This is a genomic window from Bacillus sp. BF2-3 (assembly GCF_008368795.1).
GTDB lineage: Bacteria > Bacillota > Bacilli > Bacillales > Bacillaceae_G > Bacillus_A > Bacillus_A cereus.
In genome coordinates, this window is record NZ_QOSA01000001.1 from 51,365 (window position 1) to 71,706 (window position 20,342).

Consider the following 20,342-nt stretch of genomic DNA (forward strand, 5'->3'; position numbering starts at 1 on the left):
AAAATATATGGGAGACACGTCCTCACTAATAACCGTCTTTTTATGCATTGCACTACTGATATTTTGGCGTCGTTATCGCTCCATGCATAAGCCAATAAAGGGATCGGGAAAACGTATTTTATGGCCATTACTATTTTTAACACCAGGTATTGTATGGTTTTTAGGTCCCGTACATCCAGCTATATTACAAGTAATTATAGCGGTATTCATTGGTGTACTTTTTGCTGTGCCGCTTATAGTATTAACAAATTATGAACGAAGAGATGATGGGAATATTTATACGAAAAAAAGTGCAGCTTTTTTAATTACTTTTATTGCACTTGTCGTTTTGAGATACGGTTCAAGAAAATATATTGTTGACTTAGATCAGCAAACAATAGGTTTATTATTTTATGTTGTTGCAGTATCGTATATTTTTCCTTGGAGAATTGCCTGTTATATAAAGTTTAGAAAAGTTTGGCGGGAAAATAATAATCATGCTATATGAAAACTTCTCATTTGAGAAGTTTTTTTATTTTTACAGGTAAGCAAAATAAGTTGTTGAAGGGCAGGCTGTCATAGAATATGATACATATTATAATGAGGAAAAGTTGAGGGGATAAAAATGCGTACAATTTTACTTTTTCTAAACAACATGTTCATTAGCGAAATCGAGGACATTAGGCAAAAACATGATCCTTTATTTGGATTAATTTCACCGCATATTACAATTGTATTCCCATTTGAAAGTTCGATTTCAAATGATGAGCTGAAATTACATATTATAAATGTATCAAAACCGATACAGAATATAGAAATTGAATTTACGAATCAAATTACAAGTGAAAGAGAATATTTGTTTTTACGAGTTGAAAAGGGGAAAGAACAAATAGAGGAACTACATAATATTCTATATACAGGACCTTTATTACAATTTTTGAAAGAAGACATTCCGTACATCCCGCATGTAACAGTCGGAAGAAAAGAAAGTGCCGAATTAGCTGCTGAAGTAGTGAAGGAGATTCCTAGTTTTCATGGGAAGTTAAATTGTGTGATTGATAGAATAAGCGTGGAGCGAATTGGAGAGAACGGGGAATCAATTATTGAATTTGAAGTGCCATTTCTAAAAAGCTGACAAAAGTCAGCTTTTTATTTCGTAGCATGAAGTAATGCACCAATTGCACCGCTATTACCACCATCTTGTAAAAAGATTGGTGTTTTATTTTGATATTCGGTGTAGCTACTAATAATATGTTGAAGTTGTACGTTATTACATAAAGTCGAACCAATATAAATAATATGTTCAATGTTTTTTGTTTCAGCGAATTGAAGGCTTAATGCAGTAACGACTTCACCGACAAGTCCTTGTACAGTAGCTAGTATATCGGAGTTACTATTATTTGATTCTGTAATGGCTGCTTTTCCGAAGTTACTAGCAGTTAAGTTATTATCGATAGGGGAAAGAATAACACCATAAATATCTCCAACCGTAATATCTAGCTCTTTTCTAGATCCTACTTTTGTTAGAGGTATTATATCTTCAAAATGATCTATATTTGTTAACAATTTTGAGAGTCCCATAATAGTCCCACCGCCAACTCCGGTTCCACCAGCGCGAATATATTGTTCATTATAAACGTAATGGATAGAAGTACCTGTACCGATATTGGTTAAAATAAAATTGCGTATAGCATGTTTTTCTTCTTTTAATATGTATTGGACACCTGCAAGAGTAGCTTCAAATTCGTTTAGCTCTATTATTTTATATGAACCTGTAAGCAGATGCTGTAATAGTTTCGATTTACCACCCGTAATACATATTTGTTTTATGCCATTGTTGTTTTTAATCCAATCTATTATTTTATGTTGTTCATGTGAATAAAATTTTTCAAAAGTTAATAGCTTTTTTTTGTTAAAATAAGCTATTTTCGTTAATGTGCCTCCAGCATCGATACCGATAGTACGTTCCATTTTCCTGCTCCTAACTACGTAATATGTTTTCCTATTTACTCAATCGGTTGAGAATAGATATTTCCAACTGATATAAGGAACACTTTAATCTGCTTGATATATTAATAGTTTTTCTATAGTTACAATAGGCTGGTCGTTTACAGTTGCAATACCTTTACCAAGAACAAAACCTCGGCGATTGCGCGTTAGCTCATAATGTAAATCAAGTTTATCACCGGGATATGCTTTTCCGTGGAATTCAACTCCATCTAAAGAGGAGAGGAATCCTAGTCCTTCAGAATCACTTGTATGTACAAATGCACTAAGCTGAGCAAGTGCTTCTACAATTAACATATGAGGCATATGTTTGTGACTATCATTTATAAACCATTCGTTATTTGTAATGAGTTTATATCCTGTAACGAATTCATCTTGTTTTACATTTGTTACTTTATCAATCATTAAAAATGGATAACGATGGGGAAGTGTGTCTTTAATATGCATATGAAAGTACCTCCAATTAATAATACCCCTGCTAAAGTTAAGCAGGGGAGCCGGAATTAATTTTTAACTAATTCATTTACTTTTTCAAGGACGAAAATGCCGCTATTTCTAATGTTTTCAACAACTTGTTGCAACACTTCTTTATCTTGAACGAGTGCAATACGTACAAAGCCTTCTCCGTGAGGTCCAAATGCATGACCAGGTGTAACAACGACATTCGCACGATCCATTAATGCATAAGCGAAGTCTAGAGAAGTCCATCCTTGTGGAATTTCTGCCCAGACAAACATACTACCAGCTGGCTTATCGACATTCCAGCCAAATGTTCGGAATCCATCGATTAGTGTATCTCTACGTTCTTGATAAATTTCACGGTTTTTCTCACAAAACGTAGCACCGTTTCTTAGTGCAGCACATGCCGCTTTTTGAATTGGTAAAAATACACCGTAATCGGTATTAGATTTAAATTGAGTAAGTGCACGAACAATTTCTTCGTTTCCAATCATATATCCAATACGGCTACCTGCTAAACTATAACTTTTTGACAAAGAATTGATTTCTACGCCAACTTCTTTAGCACCAGGTACAGAGAGGAAGCTAATTGGCTTATTACCATCAAAATAAAATTCGGCATAAGCAAAATCATGGACAACGATAATATTATGCTTTTTCGCGAATGCGATTACTTCTTTAAAGAAATCTTCATGAGCCATTGCTGGAACGGGATTCCCTGGGAAGTTTAAAATCATCATCTTCGCTTGATCGGCAATTTCTTCAGGGATGACTTCTAAGTCTGGTAAGAAATCATTCTCTTTCTTTAAAGGCATGTAGTAAGATATTGCACCAGCCATTTGAATACCTGTTTCATAAGCTGTATATCCTGGATCAGGAACTAATATAATATCACCTGGATTTGCATAAACCATAGGTAAATGAACGAGCCCGTCTTGTGAACCCATTAATAATAAAACTTCTTTATCCGCATTTAATAAAACGTTATGAGTATTGTTGTAATATTCAGTTACAGCTTCGTGAAATTCTTGAATACCTGATAATGTATACCCGTAGCTCTCTTTCTCACTCGCTGTATGTACCATTGTTTCTCTTACAAAATCAGCGGGCGGCATATCAGGATTTCCGATGCTCAAATCAATCATGTTATGACCTGCTGCAATTTTTTCTTTTTTATAGGCTCCTAATTCACTAAATATAGAAGATTGGAATGCTTTCATTCTAGTTGCTAACGTGTAAGTCATCAAAACCCCTCCTAAAACAGTGCTTTCATTCTGCGTTTTTAATTATTCTGAAAACACATGTTTATATTTTATCATTTTTTTATGAAAATTAAAATGATTGACAAATTTAGAGGAAGGATTAGCCTATTTTGAAAAGTATCGATGTAAATAGCGTAGATGTGTTAATTGAAATGTCTATTATAGGATTCATTTTATATAACTTAAGGTATTCTCTAGTTTTTATTAAGTATATTTCTCATGTTTTGAATGAAAAAGAATACGAAAACAAGGGCTATTTTTGTGGCCGATTTCTAAAGTGAAATAACGCAGAAAATATTTTCTGCGTCTCCTCTGAAATGTAATCATTTCTTTTTATATGTGCATAATTTTTCGGCTGTCAAAAAGTATACATTTAGTGTACCGTCGGCAACTTTTAAAGTTTGGTCCGATGTAAATGAATTACCATAATCAATGTGATATACATTAGAATTTTTGACAAATGAGCCTTTATATAAATCGTCTTTATTCTTTGTTGTTTGCATTTCTACTAAATTTTGCACAATTTCCTCTTTATTTTCTTTTTTGACAACTGTTTCAAATTTATAATATACAGGGCATTCACCATTTTTATTGTCAACGACTTCCCAAGAACCGTATATATCGTTATTGCTGCATCCACTAAGTAGGATGATTAGTATAGGAATTGTAAGTAGAACCTTTTTCATTTTGTGCTCCTTTCTTTTAAATTTGAATAAACGTGCGAATACGATAGGGATATTATAATAAATAAAGTTTAAATTTTTTTAAAGAATTATTTAATTTCATATAAAAATTTAGGAGAAATTAAATAAGCATGAATCTAGTGTAAAGTCAGATTCATGCTAGTACCATAGCCTATGTTATGTCTTTTTTGAGCATAAATAAAGAGGAAAGCAGAATCACTATTCCATTTAATATATATACGCTTGCGATCATAAAGGCTAACGTACCTGCGCCAAATCCTGCTTTATCGAATATAGAAGCAAATGTTGCGATAGTCAAAAAGATAATGGGAGTCAGTAGTAAAAATATGAAACCTGCCACGATTCTTTTTTTAAAACTATGTCCAGATAAGGAAATGGCTAAAAAGTTTAGGATGCTAAACAGAGCAATTGCAAAGAGCAGAACAATAAATACTTCGATGCCATCAGACATTTTACCACTCCTTTTATAAAGAGTACTTTTTATAATCTATTCGAAATTAAAGGAGGATACTCCTTTAGGTAATTTCAATAAACGTAATAAATAGGCGTATTATAAAACAAAGAAGTATGGATTCAATATTAGATCCATACTTCTTTGTTTATTTTATAAATTCGCAGATTGCGAATGCTGTTTTTCATAATGTTTCTGCTTAGAGAGGGAAATAGAAATAATCAATAATGAAACGACTCCGAAGATGAGAACCATATATTGTAACCCAATTGTATCTAAGAAGAAGCCTGTGCCAAGTAAGACGATTTGGAACATAACCCTCTCAAACATATTACGGAATGAGAAGAGGCGACCGTGATAACTTTTTTCCACTTTCGTTTGGAAAATCGTCGACATAATAGGGAAGAAGCAGCCAACACTAAACCCAAACAACCCAAATGATGTAAGAGCCATCCATTTTATATCGCTAAAGAACAATGACAGATGTGCAAAAGCAGTACAAACTGCAAAGAAATATAGTAATTTTTCAGGTTTGAAATGATCAGATAGACGTTTAATTACGAAGGCACCTATCATAAATGCGACACCTTCAATTGTATATATGAACCCTTTAATCGTAGGATCATGTTGCATTTCGCTAATGTTAATAACCATTAAATTAAACCCAGCTATAAATAATAGAGGGATGATACTTAATATAAGTGCTGTAAAAGCAATAGGAATTCCTTTTAAAATATGAAATACTTCCATAAAGCTAGTATCTTTTGCAGCTTGTTTACTTGGTGTTGTTGATTTCTTGTCTTCGAATTGTAGGAAGAAAGTCGAGAGGAATAATAAGGCGTATGCTGCCATTGAGAAGGCATACATGTACTGTAAACTCATCACAACTAAAAGAATTCCACCTAGTGAAGTACCTGCAATACGAGCAATTGTACCAACATTCATATGTACACCGTTCATTTGTAATAACTCATGCTCACGTACGATGAGTGGAATTACAGATTGTAATGCAGGGAAATAAAATGCTGCTGAAATTTGAAGAGCAATCATAAATGCAATCATAAATGCGATACTTTCAAATTGAATAGCAAAAAACATGAAAATAACACTTAAAACTCGACCAAACCCAGCGTAAAGAAGAATTTTTTTCTTTTCATACTGATCGATGACACGGCCAGCCATAGGTCCAACTAGAACACCGGCTAATAGTCCGATAAATAATATAACTGATTTCATGAAATCAGAAGGGACATATTTTTGCATAAATTCAAGGTTGCCAAGAATACCAAGCCATAATCCTAGACCTGCAATAAACTCCCCAATTAAAACAATCCAAATGTTTTTATTACGCCACATAACATAAAACCTCTCCGTCTTTTAAAATGAAAAGCGCGTATATAAAACCTCCTTATTTATGTATTCTTTTCATACGAACTTTTTTAGAGTCAGAGTCTATATTACGTGTTTCATAATTGGATTTCAATCTTTTTGATTGGTCAAAAATTTGATGTGTTAATTGATGAAATAAGTGAATCAAAACGTAAAAAAATTATGATTAAAGCTAATAGAAAGTAAGGATACATATAAAAAAGCAAGAACGTATAACTACGCCTCGCTTTTCTCAAGTACAAAATTAAATATTAGATTCACTTAGCAACATTTACGCTCTTGTCCAATAGCTAAAGCGCTAAAAGATAGTGGGCCAACAACTTCTGCGCTTGCACCACTAGTAAGGTTTTCTACAGTTAATGAATATTCGTGTGTTCCACTGCTAACGTTTTGATCTATAGCTTGAAATGTTTGTACGTAGAATTGTTCAGAATCTGTAGATTCAATACCTACTTGCGCATTAAAAATTTCAATGTTATCACGGAAAATTCGGAATAAAACTTGTGAAGTCTCAGTTATACCTTCTACACCAATTGTAGCGATTAATTCTACTCGATTATTACGTGAATCTCTACTTGAAATTCTCAATTTCAAATTTGCTAAAATTGCTTTATTTGGAGAAGCTGGGATTGCAAAAGTTGTTTCACCAGTTTTACTAATAGGTTGAGTAGCTTGGTAATCAATGATATGAGTCATATTCTTCACCTCCTCATATACTAGAATATGAAAATAGTGAAGAATTAGCTTGGACAAATACTAGATTATTTAATAGAGTCAACAACAATTATTGAAAAGAAGAAATTCACATAAAAGCATTAAGAATATATCACAATAAGATGATATTTTTCTTAATGCTTTTTGTAATTAAGCAGAGTATTCTTCTTTACGTACTTCAAAAAATTCATTACGTCGTAAGTAATTATAAATTTTCTCTGAAACCTCTTCTTCTTCAGACACCAAGAAACGATGGTCAAAAGCGTAGAAAGATTGACCTTTAATTAATTTTACGTAATACATATTAAACGCCTCCTGACACTAGATTATTACTTGCTTCATATTTATGATGGCCTATATGTCTGCTAAAAATACTTGGAGTTTCAAAGGGGATAAGCAGAGGGATGAAAGAGCTTACAATTCTGTAAGGTTTATGTCACCTTTTTCGATAGTTTACATTCGCTAATTTCTTCTATACTACAAATAAGTTACATAAAATAAGGGGGTAAAAAGATGGATGAAGTAATTGGAGAAGTTGTAGCAGGTATTTGTGAATTTGTAGTAGAAGTAACAGCGGATGCTATAGGAAATTTAGTTTCCGGAAATGATGAGGAAAAAGAAACATTATAATAATTTGTAAAAGAATAAAGTTGATCGAATTATAAAGGCTGATTTCTAAAGGGGATTCAGCTTTTTTATTTTTTACATTATATTAACTTAATTTGAATATTCATCTGTTATCATATTTAAGAAGCCTATATAAGGAGGTGAATAAACAAATATGTCGAATTCAGGGCCTGATTTATCTGTTTCTCGTTTGATTGTGGTAAATATAGAGGAAAAAGAATATCATTTTATTGTTCGTGAACATCCGATTGTAGGGAAATTTATATCGCTATTTGAAAATGGAAAAGAATATGGTTTAATAGATAAACAAATCGCTAATAAAGATAAATTTATTACATCGGAGCTTACTAAGTTAGATTATTTTAATATAGATGTTTTATATCTTACACCTGGGTGGATATGGATTGGTATGGATCAATTTGGTTTACATGCTCGTGAGGCTACTTATAACGAAGTAGATGTTATTATGAAGTTGAAAGAGGATTTATATTATATAGATATATATGAAGAAATAAAAATGTAGTAAATATTTAGTCAGGTTAGGGGGCAAGTTCCCGTAGCCTTTTTTGTTTAATGGAAGAACGTATAATCATATTATTTTGATTATAAGGGAACGTGATGAGAAGTGAGATGAAAAGAGGATTTGAAAATACATGAAGAGAATTGTAATAATTATATGAGTCGTATATGTAAATAACAATAGAAAGAAGATGATAATATGAGTAAAGAAGAGCTTGTGAAAAAACAGTTTGGCAGTAATGCAGATAAATATGTAAATAGTAAAATACATGCTAAAGGACTGGATTTACAATATGTAGTTCAACAAGTTGAGTCTCGTCATAATAATCGTCTTCTTGATGTTGCTACTGGTGGCGGACATGTGGCAAATATGTTAGCACCCATGTTTGAAGAAGTAGTTGCACTTGATTTAACAGAACAGATGTTAGAAAAAGCAAAAGTTTTTATAAAGCAGAATGGGCATGAACATGTATCTTTTGTAGCAGGAAACGCAGAGGATTTACCATTTGCAGACCATTTTTTTGATACAATCACATGTCGGATTGCAGCCCATCATTTTACGAATCCGGCTCAATTTATTTATGAAGTAAATCGTACATTGAAGGATAATGGATTATTCATCTTAATAGATAATGTTTCGCCAGAAAATAATGAATATGATACATTTTATAATTTTATAGAAAAAAAGCGAGACCCAAGTCATGAACGAGCTCTAAAAAAGACAGAATGGCTTACTTTATTAGAAAAAAACGGTTTGCAAATGCAGTCATGTCTTACTTTTGATAAGAAATTTGATTTTGACTGGTGGTGTAATATGATGGATGTCCCTTTACAAAAGCGTGAAAAATTAACAGAATGTATGATGAAAGCACCAAACGAAATGAAGGGATATTTTAATATTCAATTTAAAAATAATAAAGTAGAATCGTTCTATACTGAAATGGCTATGTTTATATGTAAAAAAAGTACAACGTTAAAAAGATAAATGTGTTGCAGTCTTTCTGAAGTACGATATACTTAGTACAGAGAAACTGAGAATTGAGGAATAGTTATAATGATTCGTGTACGCATTGAAGGTTCTGAGGAAGAAATGCTTGAATTTATGGGGAAAATGCCAGACATTCCTGGATTTGAAAAGACACATATGAGAGAGCCGAGAAAAGGAAATAACCCGAAATACGATTCAAGTAAAAATGTACTTGCATATTTGTCTTATAAAAAGATTGAAGTCGCCAATAAATAGGCGACTTTTTTAGTTTGCGCTGTTTCACCGCCTTGTCTTTTTCACATAATAATAATAGTAGATTATGCTGAAGAGGGGTGAGAATAGTTAATAAGAAAATTATCTTTTTTGGAGACTTTGGTATTGATGACGCCGTAGCGTTAATTTATGCAAATAAAACATGTAAATTAGATATTCTAGGTATTGTTGCTGAGTACGGGAATGTATCACGAGATATCGTTACGGAAAATGTTTATTTTTTAGAAAGGTACTATGCTACACAAGTGAAAATTATTGAAGGTGCGAGTAGACCGATGACAGCTGAAGAGCCTTTGTTTTTCCCTGAAATCCACGGGGATCACGGTTTAGGTCCTATTATTCCACCTGAGATGAGAATTTGTAAACGAGAAAATTTTTGTGAATTAATCAAATTAATCGAACCTTGTCCAGAAGATATTATAATTGTGGCGACAGGGAGACTAACGACGCTTGCTACGTTATTTTTATTGTATCCAAATATAATGGATCGTATTTGTTCGTATTATATAATGGGCGGCGCTTTCCTATTTCCAGGTAATGTTACACCAGTATCTGAAGCGAATTTTTATGGTGATCCAATTGCAGCAAATATTGTTATGAAATATGCGAAAAACGCTAGCATATACCCGTTAAATGTAACACAGGGCGCGCTTATTACGCCTGAAATGGCCAATATAATAGATAAACAAGGAACTGGACAGGCGAAACTCATTAAACCAATGATTGATTTTTATTATGAGAATTTCTATAAAAAAGAATATCCGGGTATTGGTGGAAGTCCTATACACGATTTACTACCGTTTATCTCGTTTATAAATGACAGTATTTTCGAATATAAAAAATCGGCAGTGTGGATTAGTACGACAAATGATGTGACTAGGGGCCAAAGTGTAGCAGACTTTAGAAAAATAGCTGAGCCAACAAGGTTTGATGATCGGCCGATTCAAAGAATTGCTGTTGGTTTTAACTATGCAGCTTTTAAAGAAGAGTTTATGCGAACAATATTGAAGCCAGATTGTTCTTAATGTGTGTAATAATAAGTCGGATAAATCGTTAGTTCAAAAAAAGGTTTAATCTGTGTGTATTATTCTCAAAAATCTTAAAGTTGAACAACATGAATAACTTATGAAAAATGTCACATAACTAATGGTAAGCAATTGTTTCTAATTATATTTTGATTGGTGAAATGTAAAGGAGGTTATTATATGATTTGGTCTTTAATCGTCGGTGGTATATTAGGATGGCTTGCGAGCTTAATTACTGGAAAGGACGTACCTGGTGGTGTAATTGGTAATATTATTGCTGGTATTATCGGTTCTTGGGTTGGTTCGAAATTACTTGGTAGTTTTGGTCCAGTCATTGGCGGATATGCAATTATTCCAGCTTTAATCGGTGCGATCATTTTAATTTTCATCGTAAGCTTCTTATTACGAGCAATGCGAAAATGAATGTAAGGACTGTTTACATTTGTAAGCAGTCCTTTTTATATGTTATGCTAGTATTATACAATCAGGAGGTGTCAGCATTGAAATCATTTACAGTAAATTTCCATCAAGAAGATAATGCAAAAGCGACAACAGTACATAAATTAAGTGAAGAGGACTTCAATAAAGCAACTGAAAAAGGTACTCGTCATTTATTTGATTTAGATACAAACGTTGGCTTCTTCGTATTCTTTGATGCAGAAGATGCAGAAGGAAATGATCAATACTTAATGTTACAATATGAAGGGGATCATGAGGAACCAACTGCATGCTACGGATTTGATTTAAAACTATACTATCAATTTTTAGCACTATACTTAAACGATCTTGAATTCCAAGGCGAAACAGATGAGGAAGAGGAAGAATACGGTCCAATTCATCATTTAGCGCATTTACTTTATCATATTGTTGAAGATGGTAAATCAATTGAAGTGTAATATACATATTTGAAGCTGCTCTTTTTGGGCAGCTTTTTTATATGACATTGAAATGGTGTACTGTAAGCTAAATAAGGTGAAATTTTAATCAGTGGGGGTTTTGTTCATTCCCACTGATTATCAGCCCTCACTAATTTAGCTTTTACGGGCAGCAGGGCCCCCACCTAACTTCTTTGTTTCCGCTGAATTTTGAGGTGGGATCTTACTGCCCGGCAAATAGCGGGATAAATTAATAATAGAAATTTATTTATTACTTTCATGTTAGCGTCGTAAAACACCTGTTATAATGATTGTAATTAAATTCTTGGAGGCTAATTCTATGCTTGTAGATGTAAAAGCTTTTATTAAAGCTGCAGGTTTAACATGTATTTCATCATTAAGTGGAGATAACACGTTTGCTTATAATTTTGAAACAGTAAAAAACACTATCGCTACATTTTTTAAGAAGCTAAGATTTACCGTTTAATTTCATTTCAACCAGTAGGAAAAGAGTAATCACTTCCTACTGGTTTTTTTGTTTCAAGGAGCTGTTGTGACAGCATGTTTTAAGTTATAGATAGAGGATATTATCATCGAGAAGAGAAGGTTTAAAGAAGGAGATGAATACGATGATTAACAATATAATTCCAAGTTTTTTAAAATTATGGGAAAGTGACGATTTAGAATTAGAAGTCCTTAATTAATACTATACTTCGCATCCGGTTGATTATCGAAATGAATAAAATACAATAGGGGGTAAAAATGATGAAAGTATATTTCAAAATAGTTATGTTATTTCTTGCTTTTACATGCACATTTGCATTAGCAGCATGTAAAGGGACAGACGAAAAAAAGGAAGCAAATCCAGCCTCGGAAAATCATAAAAATGAACAAAGCAATTCTTCAGAAGAAAAGAAAAATCTTGAAGCAAAACCAAGTAATGAAAAAACAACAAAACCATCAGCTGAGCAAGATTCGAAAGATAGAACACTTAATCAAAAATCAATTAACCACGTTAAAGATTTGTTTGAACTAGCAAAAGAAGGAAAGGTACCTAATGTGCCATTTGGAGCCCATACAGGGGATGTTGAAGAAATTGAAAAAGCGTGGGGGAAAGCAAATAAAACCGAATATGCAGGGAATGGAATGTACGCAACTTTTACAAATAAAAATGTTGTTTTCGGATTTAATAAAGGGTCACAAGTTTTTGATGTACGCTCATATCATGCAGAACTAAAATTGATTACATTACAAGAAATTGAAAAAGCATTAGGAAAACCATCTTCAGTTAAAGAGAATGGTGAAGATAAAATATATGTATACAAAGTAAATAACCAGTATGAATTGAAATTTGTCATTCCAAAATCGACTGGTAAGGTCGATCATATTTCCGTATTTTCGCCAGAGGATAGTATTAATAAAATGGCAGGATAAGAAATTAAGTGATTTCAAAAACACCTCACTTTCTTGAAGTGAGGTGTTTTTAGTTGTAAACAAGGAACGTCTCCTGTCATATAAAACATACTTTCATATGCGAAATACTTCACTTTTATTTTTTAGCATTTATCCAATAAGAAATGTTGATCTACTGAAAAAGTAGTAACCTATAAATTATGTGTAGGATGGTTCACGATTTTTTTACGTTCCAAACTTTGAACAAATAGCGCTTGAACAATACCTCCAACTAATAAGAAGCTAGCACAAATATAAAACAGCATACTTCCATTTAACTTACTTAATATAACTGCACCAATAACTGGTCCACACGTTCGAGATATATCCCAGTGTATACCGTAAATTGAAAAATATAAACCACGTTTATCATGAGGTGCAATTTCTGAAACGAATCGTAATAAATGGTTTAGAGCAATACTTTCTCCAATGACTAAAAAGAGTAAGGTGAAGAATAACGACAATATCGTCGTTGAATAACTAAAGCCAACTGCAGCTATTGTATAGCAGGCGTAAGAAATAAGGATGATTTTCGCCATAGAAAATCGTTCAGACCATTTTACGAGGAAGATTTGTAGAATGATTTCCAAAATGGCTTTGCATGTTGAAATAAATGCGAGTATGAATACGAGATTAGGAAATACATGTTCTGCAAAAATACGATAATTCGTCTCAGTTTGTGCATAAAAAAAGCTAATAGGAAGTGTAGAAACCATAAGACCGAATATGGCGTAATGTTTAAAAACAAATTGCTTTGGTGAACTTGCCTCAACTGTTTGTTTCGACTTACTTATAGGTGGAACAGTTTCTGGGAGCTGGGTCCAAACAACAACAGCATATATCGTAAGAGTTACACTTTGCACGATAAATAAATATTCTGGGTGAGTATTATAAAAACTTGCACCGATTAAAGGGCCGACTACGGATCCGATTGCTCCCATCGTTTGTAGGAGAGCAAAAATCTCTGCTTGCTGCTCTTGTTTTGTTAAATCAGCAATTTGTGCACGCTGAGCTGGAATGTATAAGGAACGGCCAATACCATTAATAACATATAACAGTGCAAATATAAAAACGGATTGAGCGAAAACGAAACTACCGATTGCAACACCTTGTAGTAATAATCCGAGTAACATAATCTTTTTTCGGCCATATTTATCAGTAATTCCTCCAGCAATAAGTGTAAATAAAATGTCTGAAAGTGGCTGCAGTCCGAAAATCAGCATAGTTATTATTACATTGCCGTTTAACATTTTATTGACGTAAATAATCATAATGAGAGCTAACATAGATTCAGTCGTTCGGGTTAATAATTCACCACACAATCTAATAAAAATAGGTTTATTGTAACGAAGTAAGAGATAATTCAATATTAATTCCTCCTTTCTATATTGAAATGATAAGATGAAAGGAGAGTTGGAAAAAGGGTAGAAACTATAGGGAGGATTTTTCACCTTTTAGGGGGAGTATGATGTTTATTTTAGATCAATACATTGAACTATGGATTGCTTATGGAAAAGGAAAAAAAGAGGGAGAACGATTGGAAGTAACAGTGCAAAATATATCTGGTACATTATTTTGTACAGAGCGCAATAGTAAATTAATTATAAAAAAATTAGATGAGTTAAATTGGATTAAGTGGTTTCCAGGTCGCGGCAGAGGAAATCGGTCTAAGTTAATATTTCAAAAGCACCCGATATCTTTAATTTTAGATAGAGGAAAAGAAATAACGAAAAAAGGGGATGTGAAAAGCGGAAGTATATTTGTGGAACGCTATAGCTCACATTTTCCATCGATAAAGGGAGAATATCATTCCTGGGTGGATTCAATATTTGGTCATAAGGTTGAAATGACATCTGAAGGGAGAAGAGATGTACTCCGGTTGCAAGTACAAATGAATTTAGATATCACATTAGATCCTGTATACGCTACAATGCGTTCAGAATGCCATATGGTAAAACATATATTCGACACACTCGTGTATGTAGACGGTAATACAAACATTATAGAGCCAAGACTTGCATTTCACTGGGAATATAATGACGCTGAAAAAATATGGACGTTTTACTTACGAAAAGGAGTTCACTTTCATAATGGAAAACAACTTACTGCACATGATGTTATATACTCGTTGAATCGATTTATGAAGCTGGAAAATAATGCACACGCATGGATGTTACAACACGTTGAAAATATCCGTTCAGTGGATGACTACGTTTTCGAAATTCAATTACATACGGAAAATCGAATGTTTTTACATATGCTAAGTGCAGAACAGTGTTCTATCGTGAATGAAGATGAAGCAGGAGGGTTAATTGGAACAGGGCCTTTTCAATTATATAAAAGTAATGAAAATCTGTTCATTTTAGAAGGACATCCTTTATATTTTCGTGAAAGACCTTTTTTAGATCGTATTGAGTTGTGGAATGTAGAACAAGGTGTAAGTACATACGATGTTTTAGTAAAGGCGCAGTATAAAGATAAAGAAAAACATAATAAAGAATTGTCTCGGCTTGAGTCGAACGTGACATATATAACATGTAATCTTACGAAAGAAGGACCAATGCAAGATGCGTTATTTCGGAAAGCGTTATATCAAATCATTCATGGTTATACAATCGTTCAAGAACTCGGCGGAGAACGTGGAGAAGTGGCAAAGAAACTAATATTAGCAAATGAAAGCATAGTAGATATTGACGAAGATATCGAAAGTTTAATTAAAAGGAGTACTTATCATAGTGAAGTGCTACAACTCTACACATTTACAGGACGAGATCATGTTGAAGATGCACAATGGATACAAAAAGAGTGTGCGAAGTACGGGATTCGTGTAGAAAATAATTTTCTTGAGATAGAAGAGCTATTGGAAGTAAGTACGATACAAAAGGCCGATATGATGCATGATAGTGCCACAATAAGTGAACGAATAGAAGATAGTTTATTATATATGTTTCTTACAAAAAATAGTTTTATTCATGGACAAAGCAGCATGGACTTTCATGAAAAGTTGTCTCCTTATTTTAGACAAGAAGAATTAGAGAAAAGAGTTACACTGTTACGCGATATCGAGGATACTTTGTTACGTCAAATTCATATTATTCCTTTATATCGTAATAAACAAGAGGTAAGTACACATGAAAAAGTTCAAAATATAATGATTAATTCACAAGGTTGGATTGATTTTTATAATATTTGGTTTAAATCTTGATATATAAGGGCTTTTGCACATTTTCATAAGATGTGTAAGAGCCTTTTTGTATGTGAGAATAGGTTTGTTTTACACATTGTTACGCTACTTGTGATAAAAGTCTATTTACAGCGTAACAGTGTTATGTTACATTGTTATCAGGAAGGAGTGTTATACAGTTGAGTACAGATTTAATTTCAAAAAAAGATTTATTAGAACTAACTGGTATTTCATACGGACAGTTATATAGGTGGAAAAGAAAAAATTTAATTCCGGAAGATTGGTTTGTACGAAAATCAACGTTTACAGGTCAAGAGACATTTTTTCCGAAAGAAAAGATATTAGAGCGTATCGATAAAATCCAAACGATGAAAGAGGATTTATCACTTGATGAACTAGCGAACATGTTTTCACCGAGTGCGAGAGAAATTCTTTTAACAAAGGAAGAGATTTTACGCAAGGGGATTGCATCAGAACCAGTTTTACAATTTTTCATAGAACAAACGAATAAAACAGCAGAGTTTCAATTTGTAGACATTCTTTATGTGTACATGTTAGAAGAATTACTACAATCAGGAGAGATTAGTTTAGAAGAAGGAAAAATGGTCTTGCAAGTTTTACGTGAAAATTATGAAGCAATGAAACATAAAACTTGTGACTTAATCATTGTCCGAAAGTTAGGTATTTCTACATGTTTATTAGTTTCAAACGTGGACGATTTAATTTTTGAAAAAGGCACCAAAATCGTTTTACGCGAAGCGATTATGAAATATACCGAAGCATTAAAAACTAAATTGTTGTAGTGGAGGAGAAAGTATGCGTACAGATAATTTGATTATAAATGGTTACGGTTCATCGAATGGTGGCGAGTTTCATAAAGTGCAATTAAACGGAAAAGGAACTGTGAATGGAAATGTTGAATGTGAGCAATTTGAATGTAACGGTTACGGTGCAGTTACTGGCGATTTGAAAAGTAGCAGTGCACGAATTAGCGGATCTGGTAAAGTTGATGGCACAGTTCATGCTGAAACGATGCGAATTGATGGAAAAGCAACAATTACGCAAAATGTAAAAGCAAACAGTTTGAAAATTGCAGGAAAAGGTGCGATAGGTGGAAATGTTACTGGTGAAGAATTTAAAGTCAATGGTCAAGCTACAATTGACGGTAATTGTGAAGTGGATACTTTTTCTTCAGAAGGACAATTTACAATCGGTGGTTTATTAAGCGCAGATGAAATTAATATAAATATTCACGGTACATGTCGAGCGAAAGAAATTGGTGGTCAAACGATTAAAGTAAGACATAGATCAGGTACATTTAGTAGGCTATTTAAAACAGTATTTGGCTTGCAGTTAGAAGCTGAACTATTAGAAGGTGACAATATCGATATTGATTATGCTCACATAAGAACGGTAAGAGGAAACAATGTTACAGTAGGAGCAAACTGTGAGATTGAACTGATTGAATATACGGGTGTTCTTACTGTTGATAAAAATGCAAATGTAAAAGAAATTAAGCAGGTTTAACGGAAGGGAGAAATCAATATGGAACATCCACATAGTCTCACAGTAAATGGTTCTGGTAATTCAGCAGGCGGAGATTATAATAAAGTGAAGATTCGCGGTGAAGGAACAATTACGAATGATATGAGTTGCAATGAGTTTAAAACGTACGGAACGAGTGATGTACGCGGTAATGTGAAAGTGAAAAACTATGTCGTGTATGGAGATAACGAAGTACAAGGAAATGTAGATGCGGAATATGTAAAAGTATATGGTAATACACAAATTCATGGTGATGCTCATATTGAAAAAACAAAAGTTAGAGGTATGATAGATATTGCAGGAAAGTTTTTAGGTGATTTCGTAGATGTAAAAGGTGCTTTAAATGTGAAGGGAGATATTGAAATAGAAGATTTATCATTAACTGGTGGTCTTGAAAGTGCTGGATTACTTAATGCTGAAAATATTCAAATCTCACTTCGTTATGAAGGCAGTAAGGTAAGAGAAATTGGTGGCAAAAAGATTACTGTTCGTAAAAAAACGAGATTTATTCCTTTTACTAGTCATGCTGGAAACCTCCAAACTTCGATTGTTGAAGGAGATGATATCTATTTAGAACATACGATTGCTGAAGTTGTAAGAGGGAACAACGTCACAATTGGTCCTGGATGTGAAATTAGTGTTGTAGAATATCATACTAGTTTTAATCAAAAAGGTAATGCAGTCGTAAAAGAACATAAACAAATATAAGTAGTATGAGGGAGAGCAAGAGATATGGTTGAGAAGAATAATAAGCTCGGCTTTGTTGTGGCGGGCTTATTGCTAGGTATTTTAATGGCATCGATGGATAATACCATTGTCGTAACGGCGATGGGAACAATCGTTGGTGACTTAGGAGGCCTCGAAAACTTTGTATGGGTCGTTTCTGCCTATATGGTCGCAGAAATGGCAGGCATGCCGATTTTCGGTAAGCTATCAGATATGTATGGTAGAAAGAGATTCTTTATTTTCGGTTTAATTGTCTTTATGATTGGTTCGGCACTTTGTGGTACTGCTGAAAATATTACACAGTTAGGTATTTATCGTGCCATTCAAGGTATTGGCGGCGGGGCATTAGTGCCAATTGCGTTTACTATCGTTTTTGATATTTTCCCACCTGAAAAACGCGGGAAAATGGGTGGCTTATTCGGAGCGGTATTTGGATTATCTAGTATTTTCGGGCCATTACTTGGCGCATATATTACCGATTACATTAGCTGGCACTGGGTATTTTATATTAACTTACCACTTGGCATTTTAGCACTTATTTTTATTACATTCTTTTATAAAGAATCACGCGTTCATAGAAAGCAAAAGATTGATTGGTTTGGTGCAATTACTTTAGTTGGTGCAGTAATTTGTTTAATGTTTGCTTTAGAACTAGGTGGACAAAAATATGATTGGGATTCTAGCTTTATTTTAAGCTTATTTGGTGGATTCGCCATTTTAATCATCGCATTCATTTTTATTGAACGAAAAGTAGAAGAACCAATTATTTCATTTGAGATGTTTAAGCAGCGCTTATTCGGAATGAGTACAATTATTGCTTTATGTTACGGTGCTGCATTTATGTCAGCAACTGTGTACATTCCATTATTTATTCAAGGTGTATACGGTGGTACCGCAACAAACTCAGGATTATTACTTTTACCGATGATGTTAGGATCAGTCGTAACAGCGCAGTTAGGTGGATTTTTAACAACTAAACTTAGCTACCGAAACATTATGATTATTTCTGCGGTTATTATGCTAATTGGACTATTCTTATTAAGCACGTTAACACCAGAAACAAGTCGTGTATTATTAACAGTTTATATGATTATTATCGGATTTGGAGTCGGTTTCTCATTCTCTGTACTAAGTATGGCAGCTATTCACAACTTCGGTATGGAACAGCGCGGGTCTGCGACTTCAACGAGTAACTTCATTCGTTCGTTAGGAATGACACTAGGCATTACAATCTTCGGAATGATCCAAAGAACAGGTTTCCAAGATCAATTAGAAGAAGCATTTAAAGGGATGAGCGGGGGAATGAATACAAACGCTTTAGGGGATTCAAGAGCTATTCTATCAGAATCGGCAAGATCTCAAATCCCTCCGCAAATATTAGATAAGATTATTGACGCTCTTTCTAGTTCAATTGTTCAAACATTCATGTGGGCATTGGTACCAGCTGGATTAGCATTCATATTCATTTTCTTTATGGGAAATGAGCGCATGGTAATTAAGAAACAACAAACGAATAAAAAGAGTGAAACATCAAAAGCGTAATGAAAAAGCTCCTTTCTAATTGGAAAGGAGCTTTTTCGTATGTACAGATTTAGATTAGCCTTCGATAATTTCGTATTCTTCGTCTGCTAATAGTAAAATTTGTGTTTTCTTACCTTTGTTTTGAACTTCGATTACATCGTAAGCACCTAAGTCTCTTACTTTGCTTTGAGAAGCGTTAACCATAACTTCAATAGAATCAATTAAGATATCTTCTTCAATGTATGATTCAGGCAATGCCATATCTTCAGTATCTAATACACATGCGTATAGATTTTGTAAGTTTTCAGCAGTTGGGTTTTGTTCCTCAACATCAATGATGTTTTTTACTGCTTCCATATTTTCCTCTTTTGCTTGGTATACTTTAATTTTAGCCATTGTTTTAATCTCCTTTATAACGTAATCGTAGAGGCTACACCTTATTATAACGTTTTTTTTATGAAAGATGAAATTGTTATATGTATTTATAGTAAAAATTATGTGTCCTTACTCAAAAATGGTGTGATTTCCATATAAATGTACGAGTAGGTAACGATATTACTACGTTAACGTTATATTGTCCAAGCTTTTCTTATTTTCTTCTCATATATATGTAGTAGCAATTCTATATAGAGAAGGGATGGA

Annotated in this window: 25 protein-coding genes; 15 read left to right on the plus strand and 10 right to left on the minus strand. The window is 33.4% G+C overall.

The window, feature by feature from the left end; translation table 11 throughout:
* The first annotated feature begins 7 nt into the window (after positions 1-7).
* Together DN401_RS00290 and DN401_RS00295 are read left to right on the plus strand one after the other, a co-directional pair.
* Entirely contained in the window at positions 8-487 is a 480-nt protein-coding gene (locus DN401_RS00290; RefSeq protein ID WP_000502965.1) for a CcdC family protein, read from the plus strand.
* A 117-nt stretch (positions 488-604) separates the two neighbouring features.
* Complete coding sequence (locus tag DN401_RS00295; protein WP_001259199.1) at positions 605-1,114, plus strand: 2'-5' RNA ligase family protein; 510 nt, start codon at positions 605-607, stop codon at positions 1,112-1,114.
* Between the two features lie 14 nt (positions 1,115-1,128).
* Here DN401_RS00295 and coaW read toward each other — a convergent pair whose 3' ends face one another.
* From coaW to DN401_RS00335, 8 genes are all read right to left on the minus strand, one after another.
* A complete protein-coding gene (coaW, locus tag DN401_RS00300) occupies positions 1,129-1,950 on the minus strand; it encodes a type II pantothenate kinase (RefSeq protein ID WP_075677174.1) in 822 nt (273 codons plus the stop codon).
* Between the two features lie 84 nt (positions 1,951-2,034).
* The gene (locus tag DN401_RS00305) at positions 2,035-2,433 is read right to left on the minus strand and encodes a 3-hydroxyacyl-ACP dehydratase FabZ family protein (RefSeq protein WP_000547649.1); all 399 of its coding nucleotides are present in this window, start codon (positions 2,431-2,433) and stop codon (positions 2,035-2,037) included.
* A 56-nt stretch (positions 2,434-2,489) separates the two neighbouring features.
* Complete coding sequence (locus DN401_RS00310) at positions 2,490-3,689, minus strand: LL-diaminopimelate aminotransferase (RefSeq protein WP_000222693.1); 1,200 nt, start codon at positions 3,687-3,689, stop codon at positions 2,490-2,492.
* A 341-nt stretch (positions 3,690-4,030) separates the two neighbouring features.
* The gene (locus tag DN401_RS00315; RefSeq protein WP_000757022.1) at positions 4,031-4,393 is read right to left on the minus strand and encodes a hypothetical protein; all 363 of its coding nucleotides are present in this window, start codon (positions 4,391-4,393) and stop codon (positions 4,031-4,033) included.
* A 169-nt stretch (positions 4,394-4,562) separates the two neighbouring features.
* Entirely contained in the window at positions 4,563-4,862 is a 300-nt protein-coding gene (locus DN401_RS00320) for a hypothetical protein (protein ID WP_001279463.1), read from the minus strand.
* Positions 4,863-5,015: 153 nt separating this feature from the next.
* Positions 5,016-6,218 (minus strand): MFS transporter, encoded by a 1,203-nt coding sequence (locus DN401_RS00325; RefSeq protein WP_149287427.1) that lies wholly within the window; start codon positions 6,216-6,218, stop codon positions 5,016-5,018.
* Positions 6,219-6,512: 294 nt separating this feature from the next.
* Positions 6,513-6,947, minus strand: a complete 435-nt coding sequence (exsC, locus tag DN401_RS00330) for an exosporium protein ExsC (protein ID WP_000148797.1) — start codon at positions 6,945-6,947, stop codon at positions 6,513-6,515.
* A 168-nt stretch (positions 6,948-7,115) separates the two neighbouring features.
* On the minus strand, positions 7,116-7,268 hold the full coding sequence (locus DN401_RS00335; RefSeq protein WP_000291905.1) for a YqbF domain-containing protein: 153 nt from the start codon (positions 7,266-7,268) through the stop codon (positions 7,116-7,118).
* A 478-nt stretch (positions 7,269-7,746) separates the two neighbouring features.
* On the opposite strand from DN401_RS00335, the gene DN401_RS00340 reads away from it, so the two are divergent.
* The 8 genes from DN401_RS00340 to DN401_RS00375 all read left to right on the plus strand — a co-directional run bounded on the left by DN401_RS00340 (position 7,747) and on the right by DN401_RS00375 (position 12,706).
* Positions 7,747-8,115 carry a hypothetical protein gene (locus DN401_RS00340; protein ID WP_000071478.1) on the plus strand — a complete coding sequence of 123 codons (369 nt, stop codon included), beginning with the start codon at positions 7,747-7,749 and terminating at the stop codon, positions 8,113-8,115.
* A gap of 195 nt (positions 8,116-8,310) precedes the next feature.
* Positions 8,311-9,096, plus strand: a complete 786-nt coding sequence (locus DN401_RS00345; protein ID WP_127064010.1) for a class I SAM-dependent methyltransferase — start codon at positions 8,311-8,313, stop codon at positions 9,094-9,096.
* A gap of 69 nt (positions 9,097-9,165) precedes the next feature.
* Entirely contained in the window at positions 9,166-9,354 is a 189-nt protein-coding gene (locus DN401_RS00350; RefSeq protein ID WP_000621873.1) for a DUF3970 family protein, read from the plus strand.
* A gap of 77 nt (positions 9,355-9,431) precedes the next feature.
* Positions 9,432-10,397 (plus strand): nucleoside hydrolase, encoded by a 966-nt coding sequence (locus tag DN401_RS00355; protein WP_001223682.1) that lies wholly within the window; start codon positions 9,432-9,434, stop codon positions 10,395-10,397.
* Between the two features lie 180 nt (positions 10,398-10,577).
* Entirely contained in the window at positions 10,578-10,820 is a 243-nt protein-coding gene (locus DN401_RS00360) for a GlsB/YeaQ/YmgE family stress response membrane protein (protein WP_000638306.1), read from the plus strand.
* 77 nt (positions 10,821-10,897) lie between these two features.
* Entirely contained in the window at positions 10,898-11,293 is a 396-nt protein-coding gene (locus DN401_RS00365) for a hypothetical protein (RefSeq protein ID WP_000834883.1), read from the plus strand.
* A 319-nt stretch (positions 11,294-11,612) separates the two neighbouring features.
* Positions 11,613-11,759: a hypothetical protein gene (locus DN401_RS00370; protein ID WP_000959548.1), complete on the plus strand. Its 147-nt coding sequence runs from the start codon at positions 11,613-11,615 to the stop codon at positions 11,757-11,759.
* Between the two features lie 275 nt (positions 11,760-12,034).
* Positions 12,035-12,706 carry a YjgB family protein gene (locus DN401_RS00375; RefSeq protein ID WP_149287428.1) on the plus strand — a complete coding sequence of 224 codons (672 nt, stop codon included), beginning with the start codon at positions 12,035-12,037 and terminating at the stop codon, positions 12,704-12,706.
* A 170-nt stretch (positions 12,707-12,876) separates the two neighbouring features.
* Here the strand turns inward: DN401_RS00375 and DN401_RS00380 are convergent, their stop codons facing one another.
* Positions 12,877-14,091, minus strand: coding sequence for an MDR family MFS transporter (locus tag DN401_RS00380; protein WP_001108464.1), 1,215 nt, complete (start codon positions 14,089-14,091; stop codon positions 12,877-12,879).
* Positions 14,092-14,192: 101 nt separating this feature from the next.
* Here DN401_RS00380 and DN401_RS00385 point away from each other — a divergent pair, with 101 nt between their 5' ends.
* From DN401_RS00385 to DN401_RS00405, 5 genes are all read left to right on the plus strand, one after another.
* On the plus strand, positions 14,193-15,929 hold the full coding sequence (locus DN401_RS00385; RefSeq protein ID WP_149287429.1) for an ABC transporter substrate-binding protein: 1,737 nt from the start codon (positions 14,193-14,195) through the stop codon (positions 15,927-15,929).
* A 158-nt stretch (positions 15,930-16,087) separates the two neighbouring features.
* Positions 16,088-16,711 carry a YhbD family protein gene (locus tag DN401_RS00390; RefSeq protein ID WP_149287430.1) on the plus strand — a complete coding sequence of 208 codons (624 nt, stop codon included), beginning with the start codon at positions 16,088-16,090 and terminating at the stop codon, positions 16,709-16,711.
* A gap of 13 nt (positions 16,712-16,724) precedes the next feature.
* Entirely contained in the window at positions 16,725-17,435 is a 711-nt protein-coding gene (locus DN401_RS00395) for a bactofilin family protein (protein WP_149287431.1), read from the plus strand.
* An 18-nt stretch (positions 17,436-17,453) separates the two neighbouring features.
* Positions 17,454-18,161, plus strand: a complete 708-nt coding sequence (locus DN401_RS00400; RefSeq protein WP_086404898.1) for a cytoplasmic protein — start codon at positions 17,454-17,456, stop codon at positions 18,159-18,161.
* A 24-nt stretch (positions 18,162-18,185) separates the two neighbouring features.
* Positions 18,186-19,721: an MDR family MFS transporter gene (locus DN401_RS00405; RefSeq protein WP_078385869.1), complete on the plus strand. Its 1,536-nt coding sequence runs from the start codon at positions 18,186-18,188 to the stop codon at positions 19,719-19,721.
* A 54-nt stretch (positions 19,722-19,775) separates the two neighbouring features.
* On the opposite strand, the gene DN401_RS00410 is transcribed toward DN401_RS00405, so the two are convergent.
* The gene (locus DN401_RS00410) at positions 19,776-20,096 is read right to left on the minus strand and encodes a hypothetical protein (protein WP_001062733.1); all 321 of its coding nucleotides are present in this window, start codon (positions 20,094-20,096) and stop codon (positions 19,776-19,778) included.
* Positions 20,097-20,342: the final 246 nt, after the last annotated feature.

Bases quoted from the DNA above. Each gene is read 5' to 3' on its own strand.
- DN401_RS00290 (WP_000502965.1), top strand. From the start codon at position 8: ATGGGAGACACGTCCTCACTAATAACCGTCTTTTTATGCATTGCACTA.
- DN401_RS00295 (WP_001259199.1), top strand. From the start codon at position 605: ATGCGTACAATTTTACTTTTTCTAAACAACATGTTCATTAGCGAAATC.
- coaW (WP_075677174.1), bottom strand. From the start codon at position 1,950: ATGGAACGTACTATCGGTATCGATGCTGGAGGCACATTAACGAAAATA.
- DN401_RS00305 (WP_000547649.1), bottom strand. From the start codon at position 2,433: ATGCATATTAAAGACACACTTCCCCATCGTTATCCATTTTTAATGATT.
- DN401_RS00310 (WP_000222693.1), bottom strand. From the start codon at position 3,689: ATGACTTACACGTTAGCAACTAGAATGAAAGCATTCCAATCTTCTATA.
- DN401_RS00315 (WP_000757022.1), bottom strand. From the start codon at position 4,393: ATGAAAAAGGTTCTACTTACAATTCCTATACTAATCATCCTACTTAGT.
- DN401_RS00320 (WP_001279463.1), bottom strand. From the start codon at position 4,862: ATGTCTGATGGCATCGAAGTATTTATTGTTCTGCTCTTTGCAATTGCT.
- DN401_RS00325 (WP_149287427.1), bottom strand. From the start codon at position 6,218: ATGTGGCGTAATAAAAACATTTGGATTGTTTTAATTGGGGAGTTTATT.
- exsC (WP_000148797.1), bottom strand. From the start codon at position 6,947: ATGACTCATATCATTGATTACCAAGCTACTCAACCTATTAGTAAAACT.
- DN401_RS00335 (WP_000291905.1), bottom strand. From the start codon at position 7,268: ATGTATTACGTAAAATTAATTAAAGGTCAATCTTTCTACGCTTTTGAC.
- DN401_RS00340 (WP_000071478.1), top strand. From the start codon at position 7,747: ATGTCGAATTCAGGGCCTGATTTATCTGTTTCTCGTTTGATTGTGGTA.
- DN401_RS00345 (WP_127064010.1), top strand. From the start codon at position 8,311: ATGAGTAAAGAAGAGCTTGTGAAAAAACAGTTTGGCAGTAATGCAGAT.
- DN401_RS00350 (WP_000621873.1), top strand. From the start codon at position 9,166: ATGATTCGTGTACGCATTGAAGGTTCTGAGGAAGAAATGCTTGAATTT.
- DN401_RS00360 (WP_000638306.1), top strand. From the start codon at position 10,578: ATGATTTGGTCTTTAATCGTCGGTGGTATATTAGGATGGCTTGCGAGC.
- DN401_RS00370 (WP_000959548.1), top strand. From the start codon at position 11,613: ATGCTTGTAGATGTAAAAGCTTTTATTAAAGCTGCAGGTTTAACATGT.
- DN401_RS00375 (WP_149287428.1), top strand. From the start codon at position 12,035: ATGATGAAAGTATATTTCAAAATAGTTATGTTATTTCTTGCTTTTACA.
- DN401_RS00385 (WP_149287429.1), top strand. From the start codon at position 14,193: ATGTTTATTTTAGATCAATACATTGAACTATGGATTGCTTATGGAAAA.
- DN401_RS00395 (WP_149287431.1), top strand. From the start codon at position 16,725: ATGCGTACAGATAATTTGATTATAAATGGTTACGGTTCATCGAATGGT.
- DN401_RS00400 (WP_086404898.1), top strand. From the start codon at position 17,454: ATGGAACATCCACATAGTCTCACAGTAAATGGTTCTGGTAATTCAGCA.
- DN401_RS00405 (WP_078385869.1), top strand. From the start codon at position 18,186: ATGGTTGAGAAGAATAATAAGCTCGGCTTTGTTGTGGCGGGCTTATTG.
- DN401_RS00410 (WP_001062733.1), bottom strand. From the start codon at position 20,096: ATGGCTAAAATTAAAGTATACCAAGCAAAAGAGGAAAATATGGAAGCA.